Below are 22,962 nucleotides of genomic sequence, written 5' to 3' on the forward strand. Positions count from 1 at the left end.
CCTGATTGGAGAGGCACGTGCGATACCGAAAGCCGAAACGTTCCTACGTGCTACCGGTGGTCACGACCCTCGCGGTCGCCGCGCCGATCGGCGCGTTCGCGCTCAGCGATTCGACCGATTACCGCAGCGCGAACAATTCCCAGTTCGCGGCGGTGCAGCCGGAGCTGTCGGAGGTCGCGCTCACGTCGGTCCCCGACATCACGATCCCGCTGCGCGATCTCACCGGCCTCGACCTGCCCGACCTGCACCTGTCGGATCTGCGCATGCTCGGGCTGCCGTCGTCGATCCCGATCCCGCCCGGAATCCCCGCACCGCCGGGCGTGGCGCTGCCCACGGAGATCCCCCTCCCCCAGCTCCCGACCAAGGCTCCGACGACGCCGACCAAGCAGGCCGCCCCGTCCGCCACCCCCGGCGCGGCGCCCGCGCCCGGACGGCCCCCGGCGCCGACCACGGCAGTCCCGACCGCTCCCCCGGCCGCCGCGCCACCAGCAGCTCCCGCACCGGCACCCGGCGCGCCCGCGCCTGCCGCGCCACCTGCCGGCGCACCCGCACCTGCCGCGCCACCCGCCGCAGCGCCCGCACCAGCCGCCCCCGCAGCTCCGCAGGGCCAAGCGCCCGCCCCAGCCGAATCAGCTCCGGCGCCGGCCGCGCCGAATGGCCAGGCACCGGCAGCCCCCGCCCAGGCACCGGGCGCCCCGCAAGACCAAGCCGCGCCAGCTCCGCAGGCCCAGGTCCCGGCGGCCCGAAAGCTCCCCGCCGGAGCGAAATTCATCGCCGACCCGGAAAACCTGGAACCCGGCACCACCCCTGACACCCCGGCTCTCGCACCGGGCGCGGTCGACCCGGAACTCGTCGACGAGGTCGGCGCACAGGTCAAGGAGCTCACCCAGGAGACGCCGTTCAGCATGGTCGCGCTCACCGCGCGCGACCTGGTCAACACCACGACCAAGCTGCGCGCCCGCCAACCCGACGGCAGCTGGGGCCCCTGGTACAACGCCGATCCGATCGACACACGCGCCACCGATCAGACCCCGGCCGACGCACCGACCGGCACCGAACCGATCTACGTCGGCGAGACGACCGCCGTGCAGATGCTGGTGACCCGCAAGCCCACCGCGAGCCCGGATCACGACCCGGCGCACCTCACCGAGGCCGCGCTCAAGGCGGTGCTGATCAATCCGGGCCGGGCGGCGATCGATGCCGCGCTCAACGATGTGGCGGCGGCCCTGCCGGGCGGTGGTCCCAAGGTCATCACCCGCGCGCAGTGGGGTGCCGACGAGTCGATCCGCTGCCAGGAACCCACCTACGACGACGGCATCGGCGGCGTCACCGTGCATCACACGGCGGGCCGCAACGACTACAGCCGCGCCGAGTCGGCGGGCATCGTCCGCGCGATCTACGCCTATCACGCCGAGACGCTCGGCTGGTGCGACATGGGCTACAACGCCCTCGTCGACCAGTACGGGCAGATCTTCGAGGGCCGCTACGGCGGCCTCGACCGGGACGTGCAGGGCGCACACGCGGGTGGGTTCAACGAGAACACCGCCGGTGTGGCGCTGATGGGCAACTACGAGAACGAGCAGCCGAGCAACGAGGCGATCACCGCGATCGGCCGTTTCATCGGCTGGCGCACCGGAATTGCCGGTCTCGATCCCGAGGGCGAGACCGTGATGTACTCCGAGGGCACCGAGTTCACCCCGTACGCCCAGGACGAGGCGGTGGAGTTGCCGGTGGTGTTCGCGCACCGCGACGTGGGCAACACCGACTGCCCCGGCGACGCCGCCTACGCCATGATGGACCGCATTCGCGCCATCGCCGCAGGCAATTCGGTCACCAACGACGCGTCGAGCAACCAGCATCGTCCGCCGAGCAATCAGGCCCGAGCTCCACAGGGCAACATGGCCGAGCTGGGCGCGCTGGTGGACAAGTTCCTCGGCCTGTCGAGCGAGAACCCGATCGCCAAGCACTGGGTGAGCCGCGGTGGTGCCGACGGCCCGCTCGGCGCGCCGCAGGCGGACCTGCTCGCGGGTGCGGGTGGGCGTCAGTACGCGAAGTTCGCGAACGGGTTCGTGTACTCGGGCGAGAACGGTCAGGTGTTCGAGGTGGTCGGCGCGATTCTCGACCGCTACCTGAGCCTGGGTGCCGACGCGGGCGTGCTCGGCCCGCCGACGGGCAGTTCGTACCTGGTCCCGGACGGTCTGCGCACGGACTTCCAGAACGGTTCGCTGGTGCTCAACGAGCTCACCGGCATCGTCACCACCTTCTGGAAGACCTACAACGACGCCTACGAGCAGGAGATGAACGGCAGCAAGCCGGAACAGGCGCCGCCGACCACCGCGCCGACGCTCGGCCTGACGGTCCCGGCCGAACCCGGCGCGCCGGAAGCCGCCGCACCGACCGGCCCGCAGTCGTCGACCACAGCGCCACCCGCGGGTTCACCGGCGCCCGCCGGTCCGCAGGCGCCGGCCGTACAGCAGGCCCCTGAACAGGGCGTTCCAGCACAATCGGCGCCCGCCGAGCCTGCCCCCGTCGGCTGATACCGCAGCAACGACAGAGCCGGTGCACTCCTTCGGGAGGGCACCGGCTCTTCGTCATCAGCCCGGAAAATTCACCGGTTCGGTCCCTGGGCGCATCGAGGCCGAGCGCCGACAGCGCGACGGATGCGCCTACGCCCACCACCGCTCGAGCACCATCGCCACACCGTCGTCCACATTCGTCCCGGTCACCTCATCAGCCGCCGCCCGCGCCTCGGGATGCGCGTTCCCCATCGCCACCCCGTGCCCGGCCATCGTCAGCATCGGCACGTCGTTGGGCATGTCCCCGAACGCGACGATCTCGTCCTCGCGCACGCTCATCCGCCGCGCCACCTCGGCCAGCCCGGACGCCTTGGTCACTCCTGGCACGGCGAGTTCGATCAGCCCGTGCTCGGTGGAGTAGGTGATCTCGGCGCGGTCGCCGATCAGCGGGGCCAGCGCCGCGCGCATCTCGGAACTGCGGGCCGTGCTGAGCCGGATCAGCATCTTGATGGCCGGTGCGTCGATCACCTCGGCATGCGAGACGACGGTGTCGTCGGGATTGAGCCAGGCGTGTTCATATGTCGGCGAGCTGACGAACTGCGGCGTCGCCGCGTCGTGCGCGCTCACCCCCACCCGTTCGGCGGCGAGCCCGCATCCGGGTAACGCGCGTTCGGCGATCTCGGCGAGCCAACCGAGGGTCTCGGTGTCGAGGGTGTGGCTGGCGAGCACGCGGTCGGTGGCGCTGTCGTAGACGACGGCGCCGTTTCCGCAGATGGCAAGCGGTGCGTAGCCGAGTTCGCTGACCACCGGGTCGATCCAGCGGGGCGGCCTGCCGGTGGCGAGCACGAAGGTGGCGCCGTCGGCGAGGACAGCGCCGACGGCGGCCTTGGTGCGTGGCGAAATCCGGTCGGCGTCGTCGATGAGGGTGCCGTCGACGTCGGTGGCGACCAGCTTCGGTTTCGGGTGCGTGCTCGTCATCGTTTCCATCCTGCCGCACGTCGGCACGCGGCGACGCGTGACTGTCCTTATGATCAGGGCTTGATTACCCGATCCAGAGGGGACTGATGACCGGCTTCTTGGTGCGGCGCGCGCTGAACTACCTCGTGCTCCTGTTGCTGGCTTCGTTTCTGACGTTCAGCCTCGCCTCACTCACCTTCCGTCCGCTCGACAGTCTCGAGCAGCGCAATCCGCGCCCACCGCAGTCGGTGATCGACGCCAAGGCCGAGCAACTGCATCTCGACGAGCCGATCCCACAGCGCTATCTCACCTGGCTCGGTGGTGTGGCGCAAGGTGATTTCGGGACGACGCTGGCCGGGCAGCCGGTGAGCGAGGAACTGGGCAGGCGGGTCGCGGTGAGTCTGCGGCTGCTGATCCTCGGATCGATCATCGGCACGGTCCTCGGTGTGCTGATCGGTGCGGCGGGGGCGATCAGGCAGTACAAATTCAGCGACTATTTCTCGACGGTGTTGTCGCTGTTGATCTTGTCCACACCGATCTTCCTATTGGCGACCTTGCTGAAATACGGTGCGCTGGAGATCAATACGCTCACCGGCAGCCAGATCTTCCTCTATACGGGTGAAACATCGGCCACCGAGATCACCGGCCTGTGGAATCAGATCGTCGACCGCGTACAGCATCTCGTGCTGCCCACGTTGGCGCTCGCACTCGGCGGCATGGCCGGGTACAGCCGCTATCAGCGCAACGCCATGCTCGATGTCCTGCAGAGCGATTTCATCCGGACCGCGAGAGCCAAAGGCCTGACCCGTAATCGGGCGCTCTACAAACACGGCCTGCGCACCGCGTTGATCCCGATGGCGACGATTTTCGCCTACAGTCTCGGCGGTCTCATCACCGGCGCCACCTTCACCGAGAAGATCTTCGGCTGGCACGGTGTGGGTGAGTGGCTGGTCGATTCGATCAATGCCCAGGATCTGTACGTGGTGGTCACCGTGACCGCGTTCGCCGGGCTGGTGGTGCTCGTGTCGGGCCTGCTGTCCGATATCGTTCTCGCCCTGCTCGACCCGAGGGTGCGTGTGTCATGACCGAGACCGAACTGATCGTCGTCGGCGCGCCGGAGGTGGCGGCGGCCGGTCGCCGCAAATTGGTGTGGCGGCGTTTCCTGCGCAACAAGCCGGCCGTTGCCGGTGCGGTGATTCTGGTGCTGCTGCTGATCGCCAGTTTCGCGCTCCCGCCGCTGTTGCCCTGGGACTACCAGCAGATGGACTACAAGGCGCTGATGAAGCCGCCGAGCCTCGAGCACCCGTTCGGCACCACCCAGATCGGGCAGGACGTGCTCGCCCAAACCCTGCGTGGCCTGCAGAAATCGCTCGTCATCGGGTTCTGTGTCGCCCTGTTCTCCAGCGTGATCGCCGCGGCCGCCGGTGCGGTGGCCGGACTGCTCGGCGGCTGGACCGACCGGGCCATCATGTGGCTGGTCGACCTGCTGCTCGTGGTGCCCAGCTTCATCATCATCGCGCTGTTCGCCCCGCGCACCAAGGGTTCCGGGTCGATCGCGATCCTGATCGTGCTGCTCAGCGTGTTCGGCTGGATGATCGCCGCACGCATCATCCGTGGCCTCACCCTGAGCCTGCGTGATCGCGAATTCGTCCGTGCCGCAAGGTATATGGGCGCGCCGACGCGCAAGATCATCGTGAGCCACATCGTGCCGAACATCGCCTCGATCCTCATCATCGACACCACCCTCGCCGTCGGCGCGGCGATCATGGCCGAAACCGGTTTGAGCTTCCTCGGTTTCGGTGTGCAGCCGCCCGATGTGTCGCTGGGTTCGCTGATCGCCGCGGGCACCAAGTCGGCGCTCACCTATCCGTGGTTGTTCCTGTTCGCCGGTGGGCTGCTCATCACGATCGTGTTGTGCGCCAACCTCGTCGGCGACGGTCTGCGTGACGCGTTCGACCCCGGTGCCCGTGGCGCGCGCAAGTGGCGCAAGGACAGCGCCGAGCGTAAGGACGAGAAGCGATGACCAATTCGACCGCACCGCTGCTGGAAGTCACCGATCTGCGCGTGTCGTTCCCCGGCGAGGAGGGCCGCGTCGAGGCGGTGCGCGGGGTGAACTACACCGTGTCCGACGGTGAGGTCCTCGCGATCGTCGGCGAGTCCGGTTCCGGTAAGTCGGTGTCCTCGCTCGCGGTGATCGGGTTGCTGCCCGAGCAGGCGCGGGTGCAGGGTTCGGTGCGGTTGCGTGGCCGCGAACTGCTCGGCCTGGGCGACAAGCAGATGTCGAAGCTGCGCGGTTCCTCGATCAGCATGGTGTTCCAGGACCCGCTCTCGGCGCTCACGCCGGTGTACCGGGTGGGCGATCAGGTGGCCGAGGCGCTGCTCGCGCACGGCAAGATGAACCGCAAGGAAGCCGGCGAAAAGGCTGTCGAGCTGCTCGAACTCGTCGGCATCCCCGACGCGCGGGTGCGCTCGCGCGCCTTCCCGCACGAGTTCTCCGGCGGTATGCGTCAGCGGGTGGTGATCGCGATGGCCATCGCCAACGATCCCGCCCTCATCATCTGCGACGAGCCGACCACCGCGCTCGACGTCACCGTGCAGGCGCAGATCCTCGACCTGCTGCGCAAGGCGCGTGACATCACCGGTGCCGGCGTCATCATGATCACCCACGACATGGGTATCGCGGCGACGCTCGCCGACCGGGTCGCGGTGATGTACGCCGGGAAGGTCGTCGAAACCGCCCCGGTGACAGAACTTTTCGCGGGTCCGCGCATGCCGTACACGGTCGGCCTGCTCGGTTCCATCCCTCGCATGGACGGCCCCGCCCGCACCCCGCTGATCCCGATCGTCGGCGCCCCGCCCGCCATGCACGCGCTGCCGCCGGGGTGCTCGTTCGCGCCGCGCTGCCCCGTCTCGATCGACGACTGCACCGCCGCCGAACCCCCGCTCGAGCGGGTGAGCCCCGGCCATTCGGCGGCCTGCATCCGCACCGCCGAACTCGGCACACCGGAACTGTTCGACGCCTACCGCGCCGACATCGCGGCCCAACCGCATCCCGACCGCACCGACGACGACGTGGTCCTGCGGGTCACCGACCTGGTGAAGACCTTCCCGCTCACCTCGGGTGTGCTGTTGCGGCGGCGCACCGGCGAGGTGCGGGCCGTCGACGGGATCAGTTTCAGTGTGCGCGCGGGCCGCACCCTGGCGCTGGTCGGCGAGTCCGGTTCCGGTAAGTCGACGACGCTCACCCAGATCATGGATCTGCTTCGGCCCCAATCGGGTTCGATCGAGGTCCTCGGCCACGATGTCGCCACCCTCACCAAGGCGCAGACCCGGGAGATCCGGCGCAAGATGCAGATCGTCTTCCAGGATCCGAGCGCCTCGCTCGACCCGCGCCTGCCGATCTTCGACGTGCTCGCCGAGCCGTTGCGCATCGACGGCCGTTCCCGCGACGAGGTGAACAAGCGGGTGCCGGAGTTGTTGCGGCAGGTCGGGTTGCGGCCCGAGCACGCCGACCGGTACCCGTCGGATTTCTCCGGCGGGCAGAAGCAGCGCATCAGCATCGCGCGGGCGCTCGCGCTCGATCCGTCCTTGCTCGTCCTGGACGAACCGGTGTCGTCGCTGGACGTGTCGATTCAGGCCGGTGTGCTGAATCTGCTGCGCGATCTGCAGGCCGAACGGGGGCTGTCGTATCTGTTCGTGTCGCACGACCTGTCGGTGGTGCGCAATCTCGCCCACGACATCGCGGTGATGTTGCGCGGCAAGATCGTCGAATCCGGTCCGGCGGAGCAGATTTTCGCGAATCCTCAGCACGAGTACACCCGCTCGCTGATCGCGGCCGTGCCCGAACCCGCCGTGAGCGGCTGACCTTGGAGGAGACGCCATGAGAACCCGACGCCTACGCACGCACGGTGCCCGGCTGCGCTGTGCGGCCGTGGTGGTGGCCGCCGGGATGATCGTGGCGGGCTGTAGCGGCGGTGACGACGCGGCCGACGGGTACACCGGCGCGATCGGCAGCTCCATCGACATCAATCCCACCGACGTCGGGGAACTGCGCGAGGGCGGGAATCTGCGCCTGGCCGTCACCTCGTATCCGGCGAACTGGAACACGCTGTCCAACGACGGCAACGACGGGGAGATCGGCGAGATCGTGCGCGCCATGTTGCCGCGCGCGTTCGAAGTGGACGCGTCGGGCCAGCTGACGGTCGACACCGACTTCTTCACCGGCGTGGAGTTGACCAGCACCGATCCGATGCGGGTGACGTACACGATCAACCCCGCGGCGGTGTGGTCCGACGGTACGCCCATCACCTGGGAGGACATCGCCGCCCAGGCCAACGCGCTGAGCGGGCGCGACAAGCGGTACCTGATCGCGATCACCAACGGTTTCGAATTCGTCGAGAAGGTGGAGCGCGGCGTCGACGACCGGCAGGCCGTGCTCACCTTCAACACCCCCTACGCCGACTGGCGCGGACAGTTCGCGGGCAACACCACCCTCTACCCGAAGTCGGTGACCAGCACGCCCGAGGCGTTCAACACCAGCCTCGCCGATGCGATGGGTGTGTCGGCCGGACCGTTCATCGTCACCGGAACCGATCGGGGTCAGGGCCGGATCACGCTGGGCCGCAACCCCCGCTGGTGGGGTGACAGGCCGGTGCTCGACACCATCACCTACTCCGTGCTCGACCATTCGTCGTGGGTGCAGGCATTGCAGAACAACGAACTCGACCTGGTCCGGCTGACCACCCTCGAAGATGTGCAGACCGTGCGCGGCACCGAAGGGCTCGTCGTGCGCCGCGCACCGGGTAACCGCTGGCGCCACATCACTTTCAACGGCGCACCGGGCTCGATCCTGGCTGATCAGGGTGTCCGCGTGGCTATTTCGAAGGCCATCGACCGTCAGCACATCGTCACCGCCCTGCAGAGCGGTCTCGTCGAACAGCCGACCCCGTTGAACAACCACATCTTCCTGCAGGGCCAAAAGGGTTACCAGGACAACAGTCTCGGCTTCGACCCCGACGCCGCCGCCCGCGAACTCGACGCCCTCGGCTGGAAACTCAACGGCGACGTGCGCGAGAAGGACGGCCGCAAACTCGTCATCCGCGACGTGATGTACAACGACCCGACCTGGGTGCAGATCGCCCAGATCATCCAGCAGAACCTGGCCGCGATCGGCGTCGGCCTCACCATCGACACCAAACCGGGCGCGGGCTATTTCACCGACGTGATCCAGCCCGGCGACTTCGACGCCGCCCAATTCATCTTCCAGGGCGACCCGTTCCCCCTGAGCAGCATCCGCCAGATCTACTACTACGACCCCAACGACCTGCAGGGCAACTACGGCCGCATCGGCTCCCCTGAACTCAATGCGCTCATCGAACGCACCCTCACCGAACTCGACCCGGAAAAGTCCATCGAACTCGCCAACCAAGTCGACCGCAAAGTCTTCGAAGAAGGCCATTCCCTGCCACTCATGCAAACCGACGGCAGCGTCGGCGCCCGCTCGACGCTGGCCAATATCGGTTCACCGGGGCTGGCCACCTACGACTACACGAAGATCGGATTCCTGAAATGACCACAGCTACCTATGGTTCCCGGCTGCGTCGCGCCGGATTTCGCGTCGCCGCACCAGTGGCCGCGCTGACGCTGCTGCTCGGTGGTTGTGGTTCCGGTCCCGAGCTGGAGACCGGGTCGAGTTCGATCACGGCGATGAACGACATCAACCCCAAGGAACGCGACGAATTGCGGGACGGCGGCAATCTCCGCCTGCCGCTCACCGGTTTCCCGCCCACCTTCAATGCCAATCACATCGACGGCGACAGCGAGGTGAGCGATGTGGTCGGGTGGACTCTGCCCGGCACCATCAATGCCGACGCGGCAGGCAATATCACGGTGGACCACAACTATTTCACCGACGTGCAGCTCACCAACACCGAGCCGCAGCAGGTGACGTACACGATCAATCCGAAGGCGGTGTGGTCGGACGGTTCGCCCATCACCTGGGAGGATCTGAAGTCGCAGGCACATGCTTTGAGTGGTCGCGATCTCGGTTATCAGGTGTCGGCGACGCAGGGCTACGACCGCGTCGAGAAGGTCGAGCGCGGCGTCGACGACCGGCAGGCGGTCGTCACCTACGCCAAGCACTACGCCGAATGGCAGGGCCTGTTCAATCCGCTGTACCCGAAGCAGAGCACCGCAACGCCCCAGGCCTTCGACGACATGTACCGCAACGAAATGCCGCTGTCGGCGGGGCCGTTCATGGTGACCGGGATCGACCGCGCGCAGCAGCGCATCACCTTGAACCGCAACCCGAAATGGTGGGGTGACACCCCGAAGCTCGACACGGTCACCTACAGCGTTCTCGACTATTCGGCACGTCTGAACGCTCTGCAGAACAACGAACTCGACGCTGCGACGGTTTCGGGCATCGATGAAGTGAAGACCGCGAGCAATTCCCCCGGCATCAAGGTGCGCCGCGCCCCCGCGCCGCGATTCTCGCACTTCACCTTCAACGGCGCGCCCGGTTCCATCCTGGCCGACCCGAAGCTGCGCGTCGCGATCTCCAAGGGCATCGACCGTCAGGCCATCGCCACCGCCACCCAGAACGGCGTTGTCACCGACCCGAAGCCGCTGAACAACCACATCTATCTCGACGGCCAGAAGGGCTATGAGGACAATGCGCAGTCGGTGTCCTACGACCCCGCCGAAGCGGCGCGCATGCTCGACGAACTCGGCTGGAAACTCAACGGTGACGTCCGCGAGAAGGACGGCCGCAAGCTCGAGATCCGCGACGTGATGTACCAGCAGGACAGCTGGGTGCAGATGGCCCAGATCGCGCAGCAGAACCTGGCCCAGATCGGCGTGAAACTGCACATCGAGACCTACCCGGGCAACGGACTGTTCACCGATGTCATCGACCCCGGCAATTTCGATATCGCGCAGTTCACCTGGTCCAAGAGCATTTTCCCGCTCGGTGCGCTCCCGCAGATCTACGCCTACAACCCGGAAAACCCGCTCAGCAACAAGGGCCGCATCGGCTCCCCCGAACTGAACGCCCTGATCGAGGAGATCATCTCCGAGCTCGACCCGGAGAAGGCGATCGAAATGGCCAACAAGGCCGACCGGATCATCTTCGAATCCGGTTTCTCCCTGCCCATCGTGCAGTCGGCGGGCACGGTCGCGGTGCGCGAAACCCTCGCCAATTACGGTGCCTCGGGCTTGGCTTCCTACGACTACACCAAGGTCGGCTTCGTCAAGTGACCTCGGCCCGCTTACGGAAAGGGCGCAACCCCATGCGAATTCGCTCGCTCGGTACCCGATTCGCGGTGCCATGTGTGGCAATCGGCCTGATCCTGTCCGGGTGTTCGGGCGACACCGGCGGTTCATCCGGCACCAACCTCATCGGCAGCAGCAACGACATCAATGCCCGCGATGTGGCCGACCTGCGCGACGGCGGCAATCTGCGGCTGGTGCTCTCCGCGCTGCCGGAGACGTTCAACTACTTGCAGGTCGACGGGACCACCGACAACACCGGCGATGTGATCGAGCCGCTGCTGCCTTCGGCGTACACCAGCAATGCCGCGGGCGAATTGTCCATCAACCACGACTATTTCACCGACATCCAGCTCACCGGTACCAACCCGCAACAGGTGACCTACACGATCAATCCGAAGGCCGTGTGGTCCGACGGGACGCCGATCACCTGGGAGGATCTGCGCTCGCAAGCGGCGGCGCTCAGTGGCCGTGACCCGGCGTATCTGATCTCGGCGACCAGCGGATTCGAGCGTGTGGAGAAGGTGGAGCGCGGTGTCGACGATCGGCAGGCCGTCGTCACCTTCTCGCAGCCGTATGCCGAATGGCAGGGCCAGTTCATTCCGCTGTATCCGAAGGCGAGTACCGAATCGGCCGCGGCGTTCAACGACCGTGACCGCAACGGTCTCGTGGTGAGCGCGGGGCCGTTCCAGATCAGCTCGATCGACCGCACGCAGAACCGGATCGTCCTGTCACGCAATCCGGCCTGGTGGGGCGCGACACCCAAACTCGACACGATCACCTTCAGTGTGCTCGACTCGTCGGCCTGGCTGCCCGCCATCCAGAACAACGAACTCGACGTCGCCTACATGTCCGGCATCGAGAATGTCACCGGCGCCAAGCAGGCGGCAGGCGTGGTGCTGCGGCGCACGCCGGAACCGAGCTGGTCGCACATCACGTTCAACGGCGCGCCCGGTTCGCTGCTCGAGGACCCGCAGTTGCGGATCGCGCTGTCCAAGGCGATCGACCGGCAGGGCATCGTCAATGCCGCGCAGAACGGTGTGGTCGACGATCCGAAGCCGCTGAACAACCACATCTACATGCAGGGCCAGAAGGGGTACCAGGACAACTCCGGACCCATCTCCTTCGACCCCACCGCGGCGGCGAAGATGCTCGACGACCTCGGCTGGAAACTCAACGGTGAGGTCCGCGAGAAGGACGGGCGCAAGCTCGAACTCCGCGATGTGATGTACCAGCAGGACGGCTGGGTACAGACCGCGCAGATCGTGCAGCAGAACTTGGCGCAGATCGGCGTGAAGCTGAACATCCAGACGGTGCCGGGCGCAGGGCTCTTCAAGGACGTCATCGACCCGGGCAATTTCGAACTGGCCCAGTTCAGCTGGGGCGGAAGCGTGCTGCCGCTCGGCGCGTTGCCGCAGATCTACGCCTACGACCCGAACAACCTGAAGTCCAACAAGGCCCGGATCGGGTCGCCGGAGCTGAACGCGCTCATCGAACGCACGATCTCCGAACTCGATCCCGACAAGGCACGCGAACTCGCCAACGAATGCGACAAGCTGATCTTCGCCTCCGGCTATTCGATTCCGCTGCAACAGGCTTCGGGCACCTATGCCGTGCGGGAGAACCTCGCCAACTACGGAGCGTTCGGGCTCGCGTCACCCGACTACACCAAGGTCGGCTTCCTGAAGTGAGCCTGCGCGCCCTCACCTATCCACTGGCGGTCACGTGCGGCACCCTCGTCGTCATCGCGGCGTGGGTGCCGTTCGCCGACCTGGATCAGGTGAGTGCGCTGGCAGTGGTGGCGTTGGGGGTGCTCGGGTACACCGGCTATCAGATGGCGTTAGCGTTCGGGGTTCTGCCGAGTGGGGCGGCGACCCGACTGGCTGAGATCGGCCGGGGCGAGGTCGCGGCGCCGCTGGATGAGACCGGTGGGAGTGGGATCGCCGGGCACCGGAGTGAGTCGGGCGGTGTTGCACCGAATCGTCGGGAAGCGGTTGGGCGGCCGGGTGGCCGCGGGATCGCGACGGGGCGGCGGGTTCGGCAGCAGCATCGGCTGGTGAGCCGGTCGTTCCTGGAGATCAGCGTGGGTGAGCGCACGGTGTGGCAGCCGGTGTTCTACGAACCGGCGCTGTCCACCCTCACTCCCACCGACCTGGACATCACCCCGCGGTCGATTTCCGCGGGCTCGACCCGCTTCTTCCCCTCCGGCCGGGCACGCTCCACCGAACCGCCGGGGAAACTCGTCGACAACCCCACCCGTCCCGCCGACCCACCCGCCTTCACCCCGACCCGCCGCCTGATCCTCGACGCCCAATCCACGGTCGCCGCCCCTTTCGCCGGCCTCCTCTGGGTCTACGTCATGAACGGCGGCCTCCCCGCCTTCATCGCCGCCACCACCGTCGCCGCCGCCACCGCCACCTGGCTTTCCGCCATCCGAGGATCCGACCCCAGCTGAACGGTTGATCACCACGATGTGGTGGCCGCATCGGCCGAGTAGTTTCCGTCACCGGAGCGTGGTGATCGCGCGCCCCCGATTCGTTGAGCGTGGGGCGAGTACCGGTCGGGCGCTGCGACAGTCGCGGCTGTGGTCGCCTTCGAACCGCTACCGCCCAAGCCTGCGCCGAAGCGGGATTTTGCCTGCTCAGACTGATAGCCGTCCCGCCCGAGGTTCCATGCTTCGATCGGGCTGGTCTTACCACTTGACCAGCTGGCCAGACGAGCGCATGCTTGGGTTATGGCGTGGACTCCTGTTGTGAAGCGGTCGGTATCCGGGGACGTGTTCGAGCAGATTGCCGAGCAGGTGCTGGGTGGGGAGCTGGCGGTGGGGAGTTCGTTGCCGAGTGAGCGGCAGCTGGCCGAGGCGCTGGGGGTTTCGCGGCCTGCGGTGCGGGAGGCGTTGCAGCGGTTGGCGGCGGCTGGGTTGGTCTCGGTGCGGCAGGGGGAAGCGACGACCGTGCTGGACTATCGGCGCAGTTCGGGGTTGGAGGTGCTGCCACGGCTGTTGCTTCGGGGGGAATCGATCGATCCGGCGGTCGCGCGGAGCATTCTCGAGGCGCGGTTGCACAACGGGCCCAAGATCGCCGAGCTCGCCGCGCGTCGGGTGCGCAGGGAGGCCGCTCGCGGGGGCGGCACGACCCTGTCGGTCGAGGCCGCAGCGGCGCCCATCGCGGAACCGGAATCGGCGGTGGACAACGAGCTGACACTCCTGCACGACTCGGTCGAAAGGCTTGTCGCCGAGTCGGATCCACTCACCCAGCAGCGGATCGCGCTCGAATTCTGGGATCACGTGCTCGATCTCGCCGACTCGATCGCGTTCCGACTGATGTATTCCATGCTGCGCGCCGCCTACGAACCCGCGTTGGCCGCGCTCGCGCCGATCATGTCCGCCGAGGTGGGCAATGGGGGCGCGTATCGAGACCTGGCCGCCGCGATCGACGCGGGCGAGCCGGAACGGGCCGCCGAACGTGCTCGGGCACTGCTCGAGCCGGCGACCACCGCTCTCATCCATGCCCTCGACGGGGCATGATCCACCCGAGGAAGCACCATGACTACTGACCGTCCGACAACGTCGTCGCACGAAACCACCACGGGCACAGGCGAGAAGGCTCCCGAACGGACCGGCGCAGGCTCCGCCGAGCATGCGCATCGCACGAAGCGAAGCGAATCCGCAGGCAGCTCGGGCCGAATTCGCCGCAGCGTGTCCCTGGGCGCGGCGGCGCGAGAATTCCTTCGGCATCCGTCGCCGTGGATGATCGGCGCGGTACTGATCGCCGCTTTGGTCGCACGCGTCTTGGTCGGGGATTGGCAGCTCACCGACGCACTGGTGCCGATCCTTATCCTGGCGGCATTCCCGCTGATCGAATGGGTCATCCACGTCACCGTGCTGCATTGGCGACCAAGGCACTTCGGCCCGGTGATCCTCGACAGCGAGCTGGCCCGCAAACACCGCGCGCACCACGTCGACCCCCGTGACGTGCCACTGATCTTCATCCCACCGAAGTCGTTGCTGCTCACCATCGTCGCCCTGGTGGCGATCGCGCTGCTTGCGTTCCCGCGCCTCGGCCTCGGCCTCACTTTCCTGCTCACCATCACCGTTCTCGGCCTGCTCTACGAGTGGACGCACTACCTGATCCACACCGACTACAAGCCGAAACATGCCGCGTATCGGGCGATTTGGCGCAATCATCGCCATCACCACTACAAGAACGAGCACTACTGGTTCACGGTCACCACCACCGGCACGGCCGATCGACTGCTCGGCACCGCACCGGACCCGGCAACCACGCCGACCTCACCGACCGCCCGAAACCTGCACGCCCACTGACCCTCCCCTCCCGACGCCCGGCCCGCACCCGCGAGCCGGGCGTTTGCCGTTCGAGCGAATCCACTCTTGACACATTTATACCCTAGGGGGGTAGGGTACCGTCCACGAGACGCACTCCGCTCGAAAGGACGAAAGTCGTGACTACGCAATCGCAATCCACCCGCAGGTGGTGGGCGCTGGCGGTGATCGCCGCCGCGCAATTCATGGTCATCATGGACACCTCGATCATCGGGATCGCGCTGCCCAAGATGCAGGCCGAACTCGGCTTCACCCCCGGGAATCTCACCTGGGTCTTCAATGCCTACGTGATCGCCTTCGGCGGTCTGCTCCTGCTCGGCGGCCGGCTGTCGGACCTGTTCGGCGCCCGGCGGGTGTTCGGGGCGGGCTGGCTGGTGCTGGCCGTCGGCTCGGTGATCGCCGGTGCCGCGGGTTCGGTCGGCGTCGAGCTGGCCGGTCGGGCGATCCAAGGAGCCGGTTCGGCGCTGATCGCACCGTCGGCACTCACGCTGCTGATGATGTTGTTCGGCGGTACGCCACAGGAACTCACCAAGGCACTCGCGGTGTATGGCGCGGCCGCGCCTGCAGGCGGTACGGCGGGCGTGTTCCTGGGTGGCGTCATCACCGAATATGTCAGCTGGCCTTGGGTTTTCTACATCAATATCCCGATCGCCGTGCTCGCGCTGATCGCGGTTCCGCTGTTGATGCCCGCCGCGCCTGCCCGTAAGGGATCCATCGACCTCGCCGGATCCGTCACTGTGACAGCCGGTTTGGCCGCCGCCGTGTACGCCATCGTGCAGGCGCCGGAGGTCGGCTGGGCATCCGGGCAGACCTGGGGCGTGCTCGCCGTCGCCGCCGCCTTGCTCGCCGGTTTCGTCGCCATCCAGTCGCGCCGCTCGGAACCGCTGATGCGGCTGAGCATCTTCCGCGCACCGAACCTGGCCGCCGCCAACTTCGCCCAGTTCGCGCTGGCCGCCGCGTGGGTGCCGATGTGGTTCTTCCTCAACCTGTACCTACAGCAGGTCCTCGGCTACAGCGCGTTCCCCTCGGGCGCGGCGCTGCTGCCGATGACGACGCTCATCATGCTCGGCATGGTCGTGCTCGCCCCCAAGGCGATGCAGCGATTCGGCGCCAAGCCGATGATCGTGACCGGCCTGGTGGTACTCGGTCTCGGCCTGGGCATCATGTCGCTGGTTCGCCCCACCGGCAACTTCTGGGTCGACGTGCTGCCGGCCTCGCTGGTGGCCGCGGGCGGTATGTCGCTGGCGTTCATCCCCTCGCTCGGCACCGCCATCTCGGCGGCACGGCCGGAGGAGGGCGGACTCGCCTCGGGCATCGTCAATGTCAGCTACCAGGTGGGTTCGGCACTCGGCTTGGCCGCGATGACGGCGGTGGCGGCCGCGTTCGGCGCGGGTGAACTCGGCGATGCCACGGCACTCACCGACGGCTACTCCGCCGCCTTCCTCGGCGCGGGCCTGCTGGCCCTGGCCGGCGCGGGCATCGCGGCGGCGACCCTGCGCAACCCCGCCGAGGACAAGTCCCCCGCCCAGGTTTGACAAACTACCCTAGGGGGGTATGGTAATGATGACGACAAAAGAGGAGAACAGCATGAGCACCACCGTGACCGTCACCGGAATGACCTGCGGCTGCTGCACCAACAAGGTGCGCGACAAGGTCGGCGCCCTGCCCGGCGTCACCGGCGTCGAGGTCGACCTGGCCGCAGGCTCGGTGACCATCGACGGCGCCACCCCCGACCGCACCGCCCTCGCCGAAGCCGTCACCGCGGCCGGCTTCCAGCTCGCAGACTGAACCCGAAACGGAGCATCCCGATGAACGCAACAGGCAAGTTCGCCGGATTCACCCTCGGCCTCGCGGCGGTCTTCGGGATCGCTCTGGGTGTCGGCGCCCTGGTCGGTCCGGAGCCCACGCAGGCTCCGGCCGGCCACGGGGAGCACGCGGCGGCGGCACCGGCCGGCGACCTGCCCGGTGGCCTGCTGGTCACCGACCAGGGCTACACACTGGCCCTGGACACGACGGTCGTGAAGAGCGCGGCGCAGACGCCCGTCTCGTTCCGCATCCTCGACGCGACCGGCGCACCGCTCACCGAGTACACGACCAGCCACGACAAAGACCTGCACCTGATCGTGGTCCGCCGCGACATGGCCGCCTTCCAGCACGTCCACCCGGTGCTCGACGCCGCGGGCACCTGGTCGGTGCCACTGAACCTGAGCCGGGCGGGCGACTACCGGGTGTTCGCCGACTTCACCCCGGCGGGCGGGTCGAACCTGACCCTCGGCGCCGACCTGCGCGTGGCAGGCAACTACGACGTGCAGGCGCTGCCCGCCCCGGCGGCCACCGCCAAGGTCGGCGAGTACACCGTCGCGCTGAACGGAACCGTGGCTCCGGGTCAGTCGTCGAAGGTCACGCTGTCGGTGAGCCGCAACGGCACCCCGGTCACCGACCTGCAGCCCTACCTCGGCGCCTACGGCCACCTGGTCGCCCTGCGCGCCGCCGACCTCGCCTACCTGCACGTTCACCCCGAAGGCACACCCGGCGACGGCGTGACACCGGCCGGTCCCGGCATCGACTTCGTGGTGAACGCGCCGAGCGCGGGCGACTACCGCCTGTTCCTCGACTTCCAGCACCAGGGCGTGGTCCGCACCGCCGAGTTCACCCTGCGCGTCGCCCAGTCGGATGCGGGCACTCCCGCCCCGACCAGCGCACCGGCCGACCACGGCACCCCCGGCCACGGCCACTGAGCACCAACCGCAAACCTTCAGCAAGAATCGATATCAGGAAACGATCGGAGCATCCCATGACCGCCGTGACACACCCACCGGGCACCGGCCAGGTAGAACTGGTGATCGGTGGCATGACCTGCGCTTCCTGCGCGAACCGCATCGAGAAGAAGCTCAACAAGCTCGACGGCGTCACCGCGACCGTCAACTACGCCACCGAGAAGGCGCGCGTGGATGTCACCGGTGACGTGTCCCCCGAGGACCTGATCGCCACCGTCGAGCAGGCCGGCTACACCGCGGCACTGCCCGCCCCGAAGCAGCCCGAGACCACCGACGCGCCCACCGAGGACGATCCGACCGCGTCGCTGCGCACCCGCCTGCTGGTGTCGCTGGTCCTGACCGTCCCGGTGATCGCGATGGCGATGATCCCCGCTCTGCAGTTCACCAACTGGCAGTGGCTCTCGCTCACCCTGGCCGCACCGGTCGTGATCTGGGGCGCGCTGCCGTTCCACAAGGCTGCCTGGACCAACCTGAAGCACGGCACCGCGACCATGGACACCCTGGTGTCGATGGGCACGCTCGCCGCGTTCGGGTGGTCGCTGTACGCCCTGTTCTGGGGCACCGCGGGCACACCGGGCATGACGCACCCGTTCGAATTCACCATCGCCCGGATGGACGGCACCGGCAGCATCTACCTCGAGGCCGCCGCGGGCGTCACCACGTTCATCCTGGCCGGACGCTACTTCGAGGCCAGGTCCAAGCGCCGCGCCGGTGCCGCGCTGAAGGCGCTGCTCGAGCTGGGCGCCAAGGACGTGGCCGTGGTGCGTAACGGCGTGGAGACACGAATCCCGGTGGAGCAGTTGGCTGTCGGTGATGTGTTCGTCGTCCGCCCCGGTGAGAAGATCGCCACCGACGGTGTGGTGACCGAGGGCAGTTCCGCTGTCGACGCCGCCATGCTCACCGGCGAATCGGTGCCGGTGGAGGTCGGCGTGGACGACACCGTCACCGGCGCGACCGTCAACGTCGGCGGACGACTCCTGGTGCGCGCCACCAGAATCGGCTCCGACACCCAACTCGCCCAGATGGCGCAGATGGTCGAGGACGCCCAGACCGGCAAGGCGCAGGCCCAGCGACTGGCCGACAAGATCTCGGGCATCTTCGTCCCGATCGTCATCGCGCTGGCCGTCGCGACCCTCGGGTTCTGGCTCGGCACAGGCGGTTCCATCGCCGCCGCGTTCACCGCCGGAGTCGCGGTGCTCATCATCGCCTGCCCGTGCGCCCTCGGCCTGGCCACCCCGACCGCACTGATGGTCGGCACCGGACGCGGCGCCCAGCTCGGCATCCTCATCAAGGGCCCCGAGATGCTGGAATCGACCCGCAAGGTCGACACCATCGTGCTGGACAAGACCGGCACCGTCACCACCGGCAAGATGACCCTGCTCGACGTGATCCCCGCCGAGGGTGAAGAGCGCGCCCGCGTGCTGGAACTGGCCGGTGCGCTGGAGGATTCCTCGGAGCACCCGATCGCCCAGGCGATCGCCAAGGCCGCACGCGATGCCGGAACGTTGCCCGAGGTGGAGGGTTTCGCCAATATCGAGGGTCTCGGCGTGCAGGGTGTCGTCGACGGTCACGCCGTGATCGTGGGCCGGGCCCGGCTGCTGGCCGACTGGTCGCAGCCCCTCGGTGACGACCTCGCCACCGCCATGGCCGACGCCGAATCGACGGGCAAGACCGCCGTGGCGATCGGCTGGGACGGCAAGGCACGCGGCGTACTCGTGGTCGCCGACGCGGTGAAACCGACCTCCGCACAGGCCATCTCGCAGTTCCGCGAGCTCGGCCTCACCCCGATCCTGCTCACCGGCGACAACACCCGCGCGGCGAACGCCATCGCCGCCGAGGTCGGCATCGAACAGGTGATCGCCGAGGTTCTGCCGCAGGACAAGGTGGAAACGGTCAAGCGGTTGCAGGCCGAGGGCAAGGTCGTCGCCATGGTCGGTGACGGTGTGAACGACGCACCCGCCCTGGCCCAGGCCGATCTCGGCCTGTCAATGGGCACCGGCACCGACGTGGCCATCGAGGCCGCCGACCTCACCCTCGTGCGAGGTGACCTGCGGGCCGCGGCCGACGCGATCCGCCTCTCGCGCCGCACCCTGGCCACCATCAAGGGCAACCTGTTCTGGGCCTTCGCCTACAACGTCGCCGCGATCCCGCTGGCCATGGCAGGCCTGCTCAACCCGATGCTGGCCGGTGCCGCGATGGCATTCAGCTCGGTCTTCGTGGTGAGCAACAGCCTGCGGCTGCGACGGTTCAAGTCGACCGCGCAGTAGCAGCGCGAAAAGAGCGGGGCGGCAGATACTTTGCCGCCCCGCTTTTTCGGTGATCCAGATCACTCTTGTGGTTGACCTAAGGTCAGGGTGGAGCCTTGGTCGCAGCGGCAGGAAAGCCGAATACGCGAAGAGGAGCGATCACCATGTCGAACACGAAAACCCTTGCCACCCAAGATCGTCCGGAGCTCCAGGAACTCATCGAGCGCATAGTCGACAGCGGTTTCGTCGGTGCGTCACTGCGGGTGAACGACGAGCGCGGCGAGTGGGCTGGCAGCGCGGGAGCAAGTGAGCTCGGCGTCACCACACCGCCGCCCGTCGACGGTCACGTCCGAATCGGTAGCAACACCAAGACTTTCACCGCCGCCATCGTGCTGCGGCTGGTCGCCGAGGGCCGGATCGAGCTGGACGTCCCGGCGATCCACTACCTGCCCGACTACGCACTCGACGAGCGGGTCACCGTCCGAATGCTGTTGCAGCACACCAGCGGAATCTTCAACATCACCGGCGAGCTGTACGAGGACGGCACCATCGTCCCCGGCGTGCCCTCCACCATCGCGGGCAAGGAGTGGGTCGACAAGCGGTTCGAGACCTACCGACCGGAGGACCTGGCGAACCTCGCCCTCTCGAAGCCTGCACGATTCGAGCCGGGGACCGGCTGGAGCTATTCGAACACCAACTACATCATCGCCCGGTTGCTGGTGGAGCAGGTCACCGGCCGCTCGCTCGCCGAGGAGGCGCAGCGCCTGATCTTCGGCCCGCTCGGCATGACCGACACCGTGCTGCCCGGCGCCTCGACGGATCTGCCCGAACCGCACCCGCACGCCTATTACCGCTACAGCGACGGCGGCGAGCAGCACACCGTCGACGTCACCCTGCACAACCCGTCCTGGGTCTGCACCGGCGGTGACATGATCTCGACCACCGCCGACCTGCACACCTTCATCCGCGCCCTGCTCGACGGCACGCTGCTGCCCGAACCGCTGCTGGCCGAGATGCTGCGAACCCACGACACCGGGATCCCCGGCATGCCCTACGGGCTCGGGGTGTTCGTGCAGGAAACCGCGGGCGGCGCCACCTTGATCACCCACAACGGCGGGATCGCCGGTTACGCGACACTGATGTACAGCACTCCCGACGCGAGCGTGACCATGACCGCGTACCTGACCTTCGTCGATGACGCGGACATGACAATGGCCCCGGCGTTCCAGGTGACGCAGAAATCGCTGATCGACGCTGTGTTCGGCGGCGAACCGGGAAACTCGGTGGCGGACAAGGCAAGCTGAGCGCATGCGGAACGGGGTGACGATCGGGCAGGCGGCGGCGTTCGTCGGTGTCACGGTGAAGACGGTGCGGCACTATCACAAGCTCGGCCTGGTGACCGAGCCCGAACGGGACAGTGCCGGGTACCGACGGTACGGCTCGGCCGAACTGTTGCGCCTGGTCCAGGTGCGGACGCTGGCCGCCGCCGGGGTGCCGCTGGCCGACATCGAACCCCTGCTCGACGCCGACGCCGACCAGTTCGCCACCGCCCTGGCCGACGTCGGACGTCAGCTCACCGAGCGCATCGAGGAGCTCACCGCCCGGCGCGACACGCTGCACCGGCTCAGCGACGGCAATCGAGCCCTGCTGCCCGACCGCGCGGTCGCGATGCTGGAACGGATGCCGAGCCTCGGTTTTCCCGAGGCCGAGGTCGCGGCGACCAGGGAGGGTTGGGTGCTGGCGCGAGCCCTTGTCCCCGACGGGTTCGACGACTACCTCACCGATGTCGAGAACGCCATCGAGGACCCGGATTTCGTCGCCCTGCTGCGGCGCGGTGTCGAGGCCGCGGCCTGGGCACCCGACGATCCGCGCATCGAGGAACTCGCCACCGAGATGATCGAGCACTACCTCGCCAACCCGGCGCACCTGAGAATCGTGACCGGCATGCAGGCTCGCACCGAGGCCGCGACCCGCTACCAGCTCATCGCCCACCACGGCCACGAACCCACCTCGACCGCGGGCGTGCTCGGCGCCCTCGTCGAGACGAAGCTGCGCGCGGCGGGCATCCACATTCCGAGGTAGTGCCGCGGCGCTGCAACACGGCAGCACGAGCTCCGGCGTGTGGCGATGCCGTTCGAGCTCAGAAGGTGTGCTGGTCGTCGGCCGAGATCGCGAAACCGTGGCCGCTCGCCATGCAGCGGACGCCCTGCGAAGAGGAGTCGCAGGTGTAGCCGTTGACCGTGAGGGATTGGCCGTAGTTCAGGACCGCGCCGCCGGCGGGTGAGCCGTCCTGCGGAATACCGACGAAGATGCCCTGGCTGGTGCACAACAGTTCCGACTTGCCCTCGTAGAGGTGCGCGGCGACCTTGCGGTCGGGTGCGTCGGTGCAGTTCGGCAGCTTCGGCGAGATGCGGTTCGTCGAAGCCAGCTGGCAGCCGACGCCGTAGGGAGCGTGGGTGAGGATGCCGCAGTAGATGTTCCCGGTGGGCGACCGGAAGTAGTGGCCGCCGTCGAGCTGATACTTGTTCGCGTCGACGGGGGTGAAGCCGTCCCCGGCGGGCGCGGGCGCGGGCGCGGTGTTGTCCGGGCCGTTTCCCGGCACGATGATCGGCTTGCCCGGCGTCGAGCCGGAGTCCGGTGCGGGCGCCACGGTCGGCGCGGCGGTCTGCCGATCGGGCACGGTCGTGCGCGGTGCGGGTGTGCCGGTTTGCGTGCCCGGGACCGACGTGGTGGCCGATCCCCCACCCTGGTCGGCCGTACTGCCGCAAGCGCTCAGGCTCACGACCGAGGCCACCAGCGCGGCAACCACGAATGCTTTTCGCATGAAATTCTCCCCTTCGGTGCTCCCGACCCTC

The 22,962-nt window shown here is 67.8% G+C and carries 18 protein-coding genes; 16 read left to right on the forward strand and 2 right to left on the reverse strand.

Annotation, left to right across the window (positions count from 1 at the left end; all coding sequences use genetic code 11):
* The first annotated feature begins 56 nt into the window (after positions 1-56).
* Positions 57-2,537: an N-acetylmuramoyl-L-alanine amidase gene (locus AB0F86_RS16335; protein ID WP_356984650.1), complete on the forward strand. Its 2,481-nt coding sequence runs from the start codon at positions 57-59 to the stop codon at positions 2,535-2,537.
* Positions 2,538-2,666: 129 nt separating this feature from the next.
* Here AB0F86_RS16335 and AB0F86_RS16340 read toward each other — a convergent pair whose 3' ends face one another.
* On the reverse strand, positions 2,667-3,494 hold the full coding sequence (locus AB0F86_RS16340; RefSeq protein WP_356984652.1) for an HAD family hydrolase: 828 nt from the start codon (positions 3,492-3,494) through the stop codon (positions 2,667-2,669).
* Between the two features lie 86 nt (positions 3,495-3,580).
* On the opposite strand from AB0F86_RS16340, the gene AB0F86_RS16345 reads away from it, so the two are divergent.
* The 15 genes from AB0F86_RS16345 (at position 3,581) to AB0F86_RS16415 (ending at position 22,189) form a co-directional block, all read left to right on the forward strand.
* Positions 3,581-4,558: an ABC transporter permease gene (locus AB0F86_RS16345; RefSeq protein WP_181700240.1), complete on the forward strand. Its 978-nt coding sequence runs from the start codon at positions 3,581-3,583 to the stop codon at positions 4,556-4,558.
* Entirely contained in the window at positions 4,555-5,496 is a 942-nt protein-coding gene (locus AB0F86_RS16350) for an ABC transporter permease (protein ID WP_181700238.1), read from the forward strand. The genes AB0F86_RS16345 and AB0F86_RS16350 overlap by 4 nt, the downstream gene beginning before the upstream one ends.
* Complete coding sequence (locus tag AB0F86_RS16355; RefSeq protein ID WP_225281704.1) at positions 5,493-7,337, forward strand: ABC transporter ATP-binding protein; 1,845 nt, start codon at positions 5,493-5,495, stop codon at positions 7,335-7,337. Before AB0F86_RS16350 ends, AB0F86_RS16355 begins: the two co-directional genes overlap by 4 nt.
* 16 nt (positions 7,338-7,353) lie before the next feature.
* Positions 7,354-9,045 (forward strand): ABC transporter family substrate-binding protein, encoded by a 1,692-nt coding sequence (locus AB0F86_RS16360; RefSeq protein ID WP_356984654.1) that lies wholly within the window; start codon positions 7,354-7,356, stop codon positions 9,043-9,045.
* Complete coding sequence (locus AB0F86_RS16365; protein WP_181700232.1) at positions 9,042-10,730, forward strand: ABC transporter family substrate-binding protein; 1,689 nt, start codon at positions 9,042-9,044, stop codon at positions 10,728-10,730. Before AB0F86_RS16360 ends, AB0F86_RS16365 begins: the two co-directional genes overlap by 4 nt.
* Positions 10,731-10,762: 32 nt before the next feature.
* Complete coding sequence (locus tag AB0F86_RS16370; protein WP_356984656.1) at positions 10,763-12,433, forward strand: ABC transporter family substrate-binding protein; 1,671 nt, start codon at positions 10,763-10,765, stop codon at positions 12,431-12,433.
* Complete coding sequence (locus AB0F86_RS16375) at positions 12,430-13,197, forward strand: hypothetical protein (RefSeq protein ID WP_356984657.1); 768 nt, start codon at positions 12,430-12,432, stop codon at positions 13,195-13,197. Before AB0F86_RS16370 ends, AB0F86_RS16375 begins: the two co-directional genes overlap by 4 nt.
* Before the next feature lie 279 nt (positions 13,198-13,476).
* The gene (locus AB0F86_RS16380) at positions 13,477-14,268 is read left to right on the forward strand and encodes a GntR family transcriptional regulator (protein ID WP_356984659.1); all 792 of its coding nucleotides are present in this window, start codon (positions 13,477-13,479) and stop codon (positions 14,266-14,268) included.
* Positions 14,269-14,286: 18 nt separating this feature from the next.
* Complete coding sequence (locus tag AB0F86_RS16385) at positions 14,287-15,066, forward strand: sterol desaturase family protein (protein WP_356984661.1); 780 nt, start codon at positions 14,287-14,289, stop codon at positions 15,064-15,066.
* Positions 15,067-15,203: 137 nt separating this feature from the next.
* Entirely contained in the window at positions 15,204-16,619 is a 1,416-nt protein-coding gene (locus tag AB0F86_RS16390; protein WP_356984664.1) for an MFS transporter, read from the forward strand.
* Between the two features lie 52 nt (positions 16,620-16,671).
* Complete coding sequence (locus AB0F86_RS16395; RefSeq protein ID WP_356984665.1) at positions 16,672-16,872, forward strand: heavy metal-associated domain-containing protein; 201 nt, start codon at positions 16,672-16,674, stop codon at positions 16,870-16,872.
* Between the two features lie 20 nt (positions 16,873-16,892).
* Positions 16,893-17,822: a hypothetical protein gene (locus AB0F86_RS16400; protein ID WP_356984667.1), complete on the forward strand. Its 930-nt coding sequence runs from the start codon at positions 16,893-16,895 to the stop codon at positions 17,820-17,822.
* 56 nt (positions 17,823-17,878) lie between these two features.
* Positions 17,879-20,128: a heavy metal translocating P-type ATPase gene (locus AB0F86_RS16405; protein WP_356984668.1), complete on the forward strand. Its 2,250-nt coding sequence runs from the start codon at positions 17,879-17,881 to the stop codon at positions 20,126-20,128.
* Positions 20,129-20,271: 143 nt separating this feature from the next.
* Complete coding sequence (locus AB0F86_RS16410) at positions 20,272-21,411, forward strand: serine hydrolase domain-containing protein (protein WP_356984670.1); 1,140 nt, start codon at positions 20,272-20,274, stop codon at positions 21,409-21,411.
* Positions 21,412-21,415: 4 nt separating this feature from the next.
* Positions 21,416-22,189 (forward strand): MerR family transcriptional regulator, encoded by a 774-nt coding sequence (locus AB0F86_RS16415; protein ID WP_356984672.1) that lies wholly within the window; start codon positions 21,416-21,418, stop codon positions 22,187-22,189.
* 58 nt (positions 22,190-22,247) lie between these two features.
* Here the strand turns inward: AB0F86_RS16415 and AB0F86_RS16420 are convergent, their stop codons facing one another.
* A complete protein-coding gene (locus AB0F86_RS16420) occupies positions 22,248-22,931 on the reverse strand; it encodes a DUF6636 domain-containing protein (protein ID WP_356984674.1) in 684 nt (227 codons plus the stop codon).
* Between the last annotated feature and the right edge of the window lie 31 nt (positions 22,932-22,962).

Origin of the sequence: Nocardia sp. NPDC023733 (assembly GCF_040639775.1) — a bacterium.
GTDB classification, from domain to species: domain Bacteria; phylum Actinomycetota; class Actinomycetes; order Mycobacteriales; family Mycobacteriaceae; genus Nocardia; species Nocardia rosealba.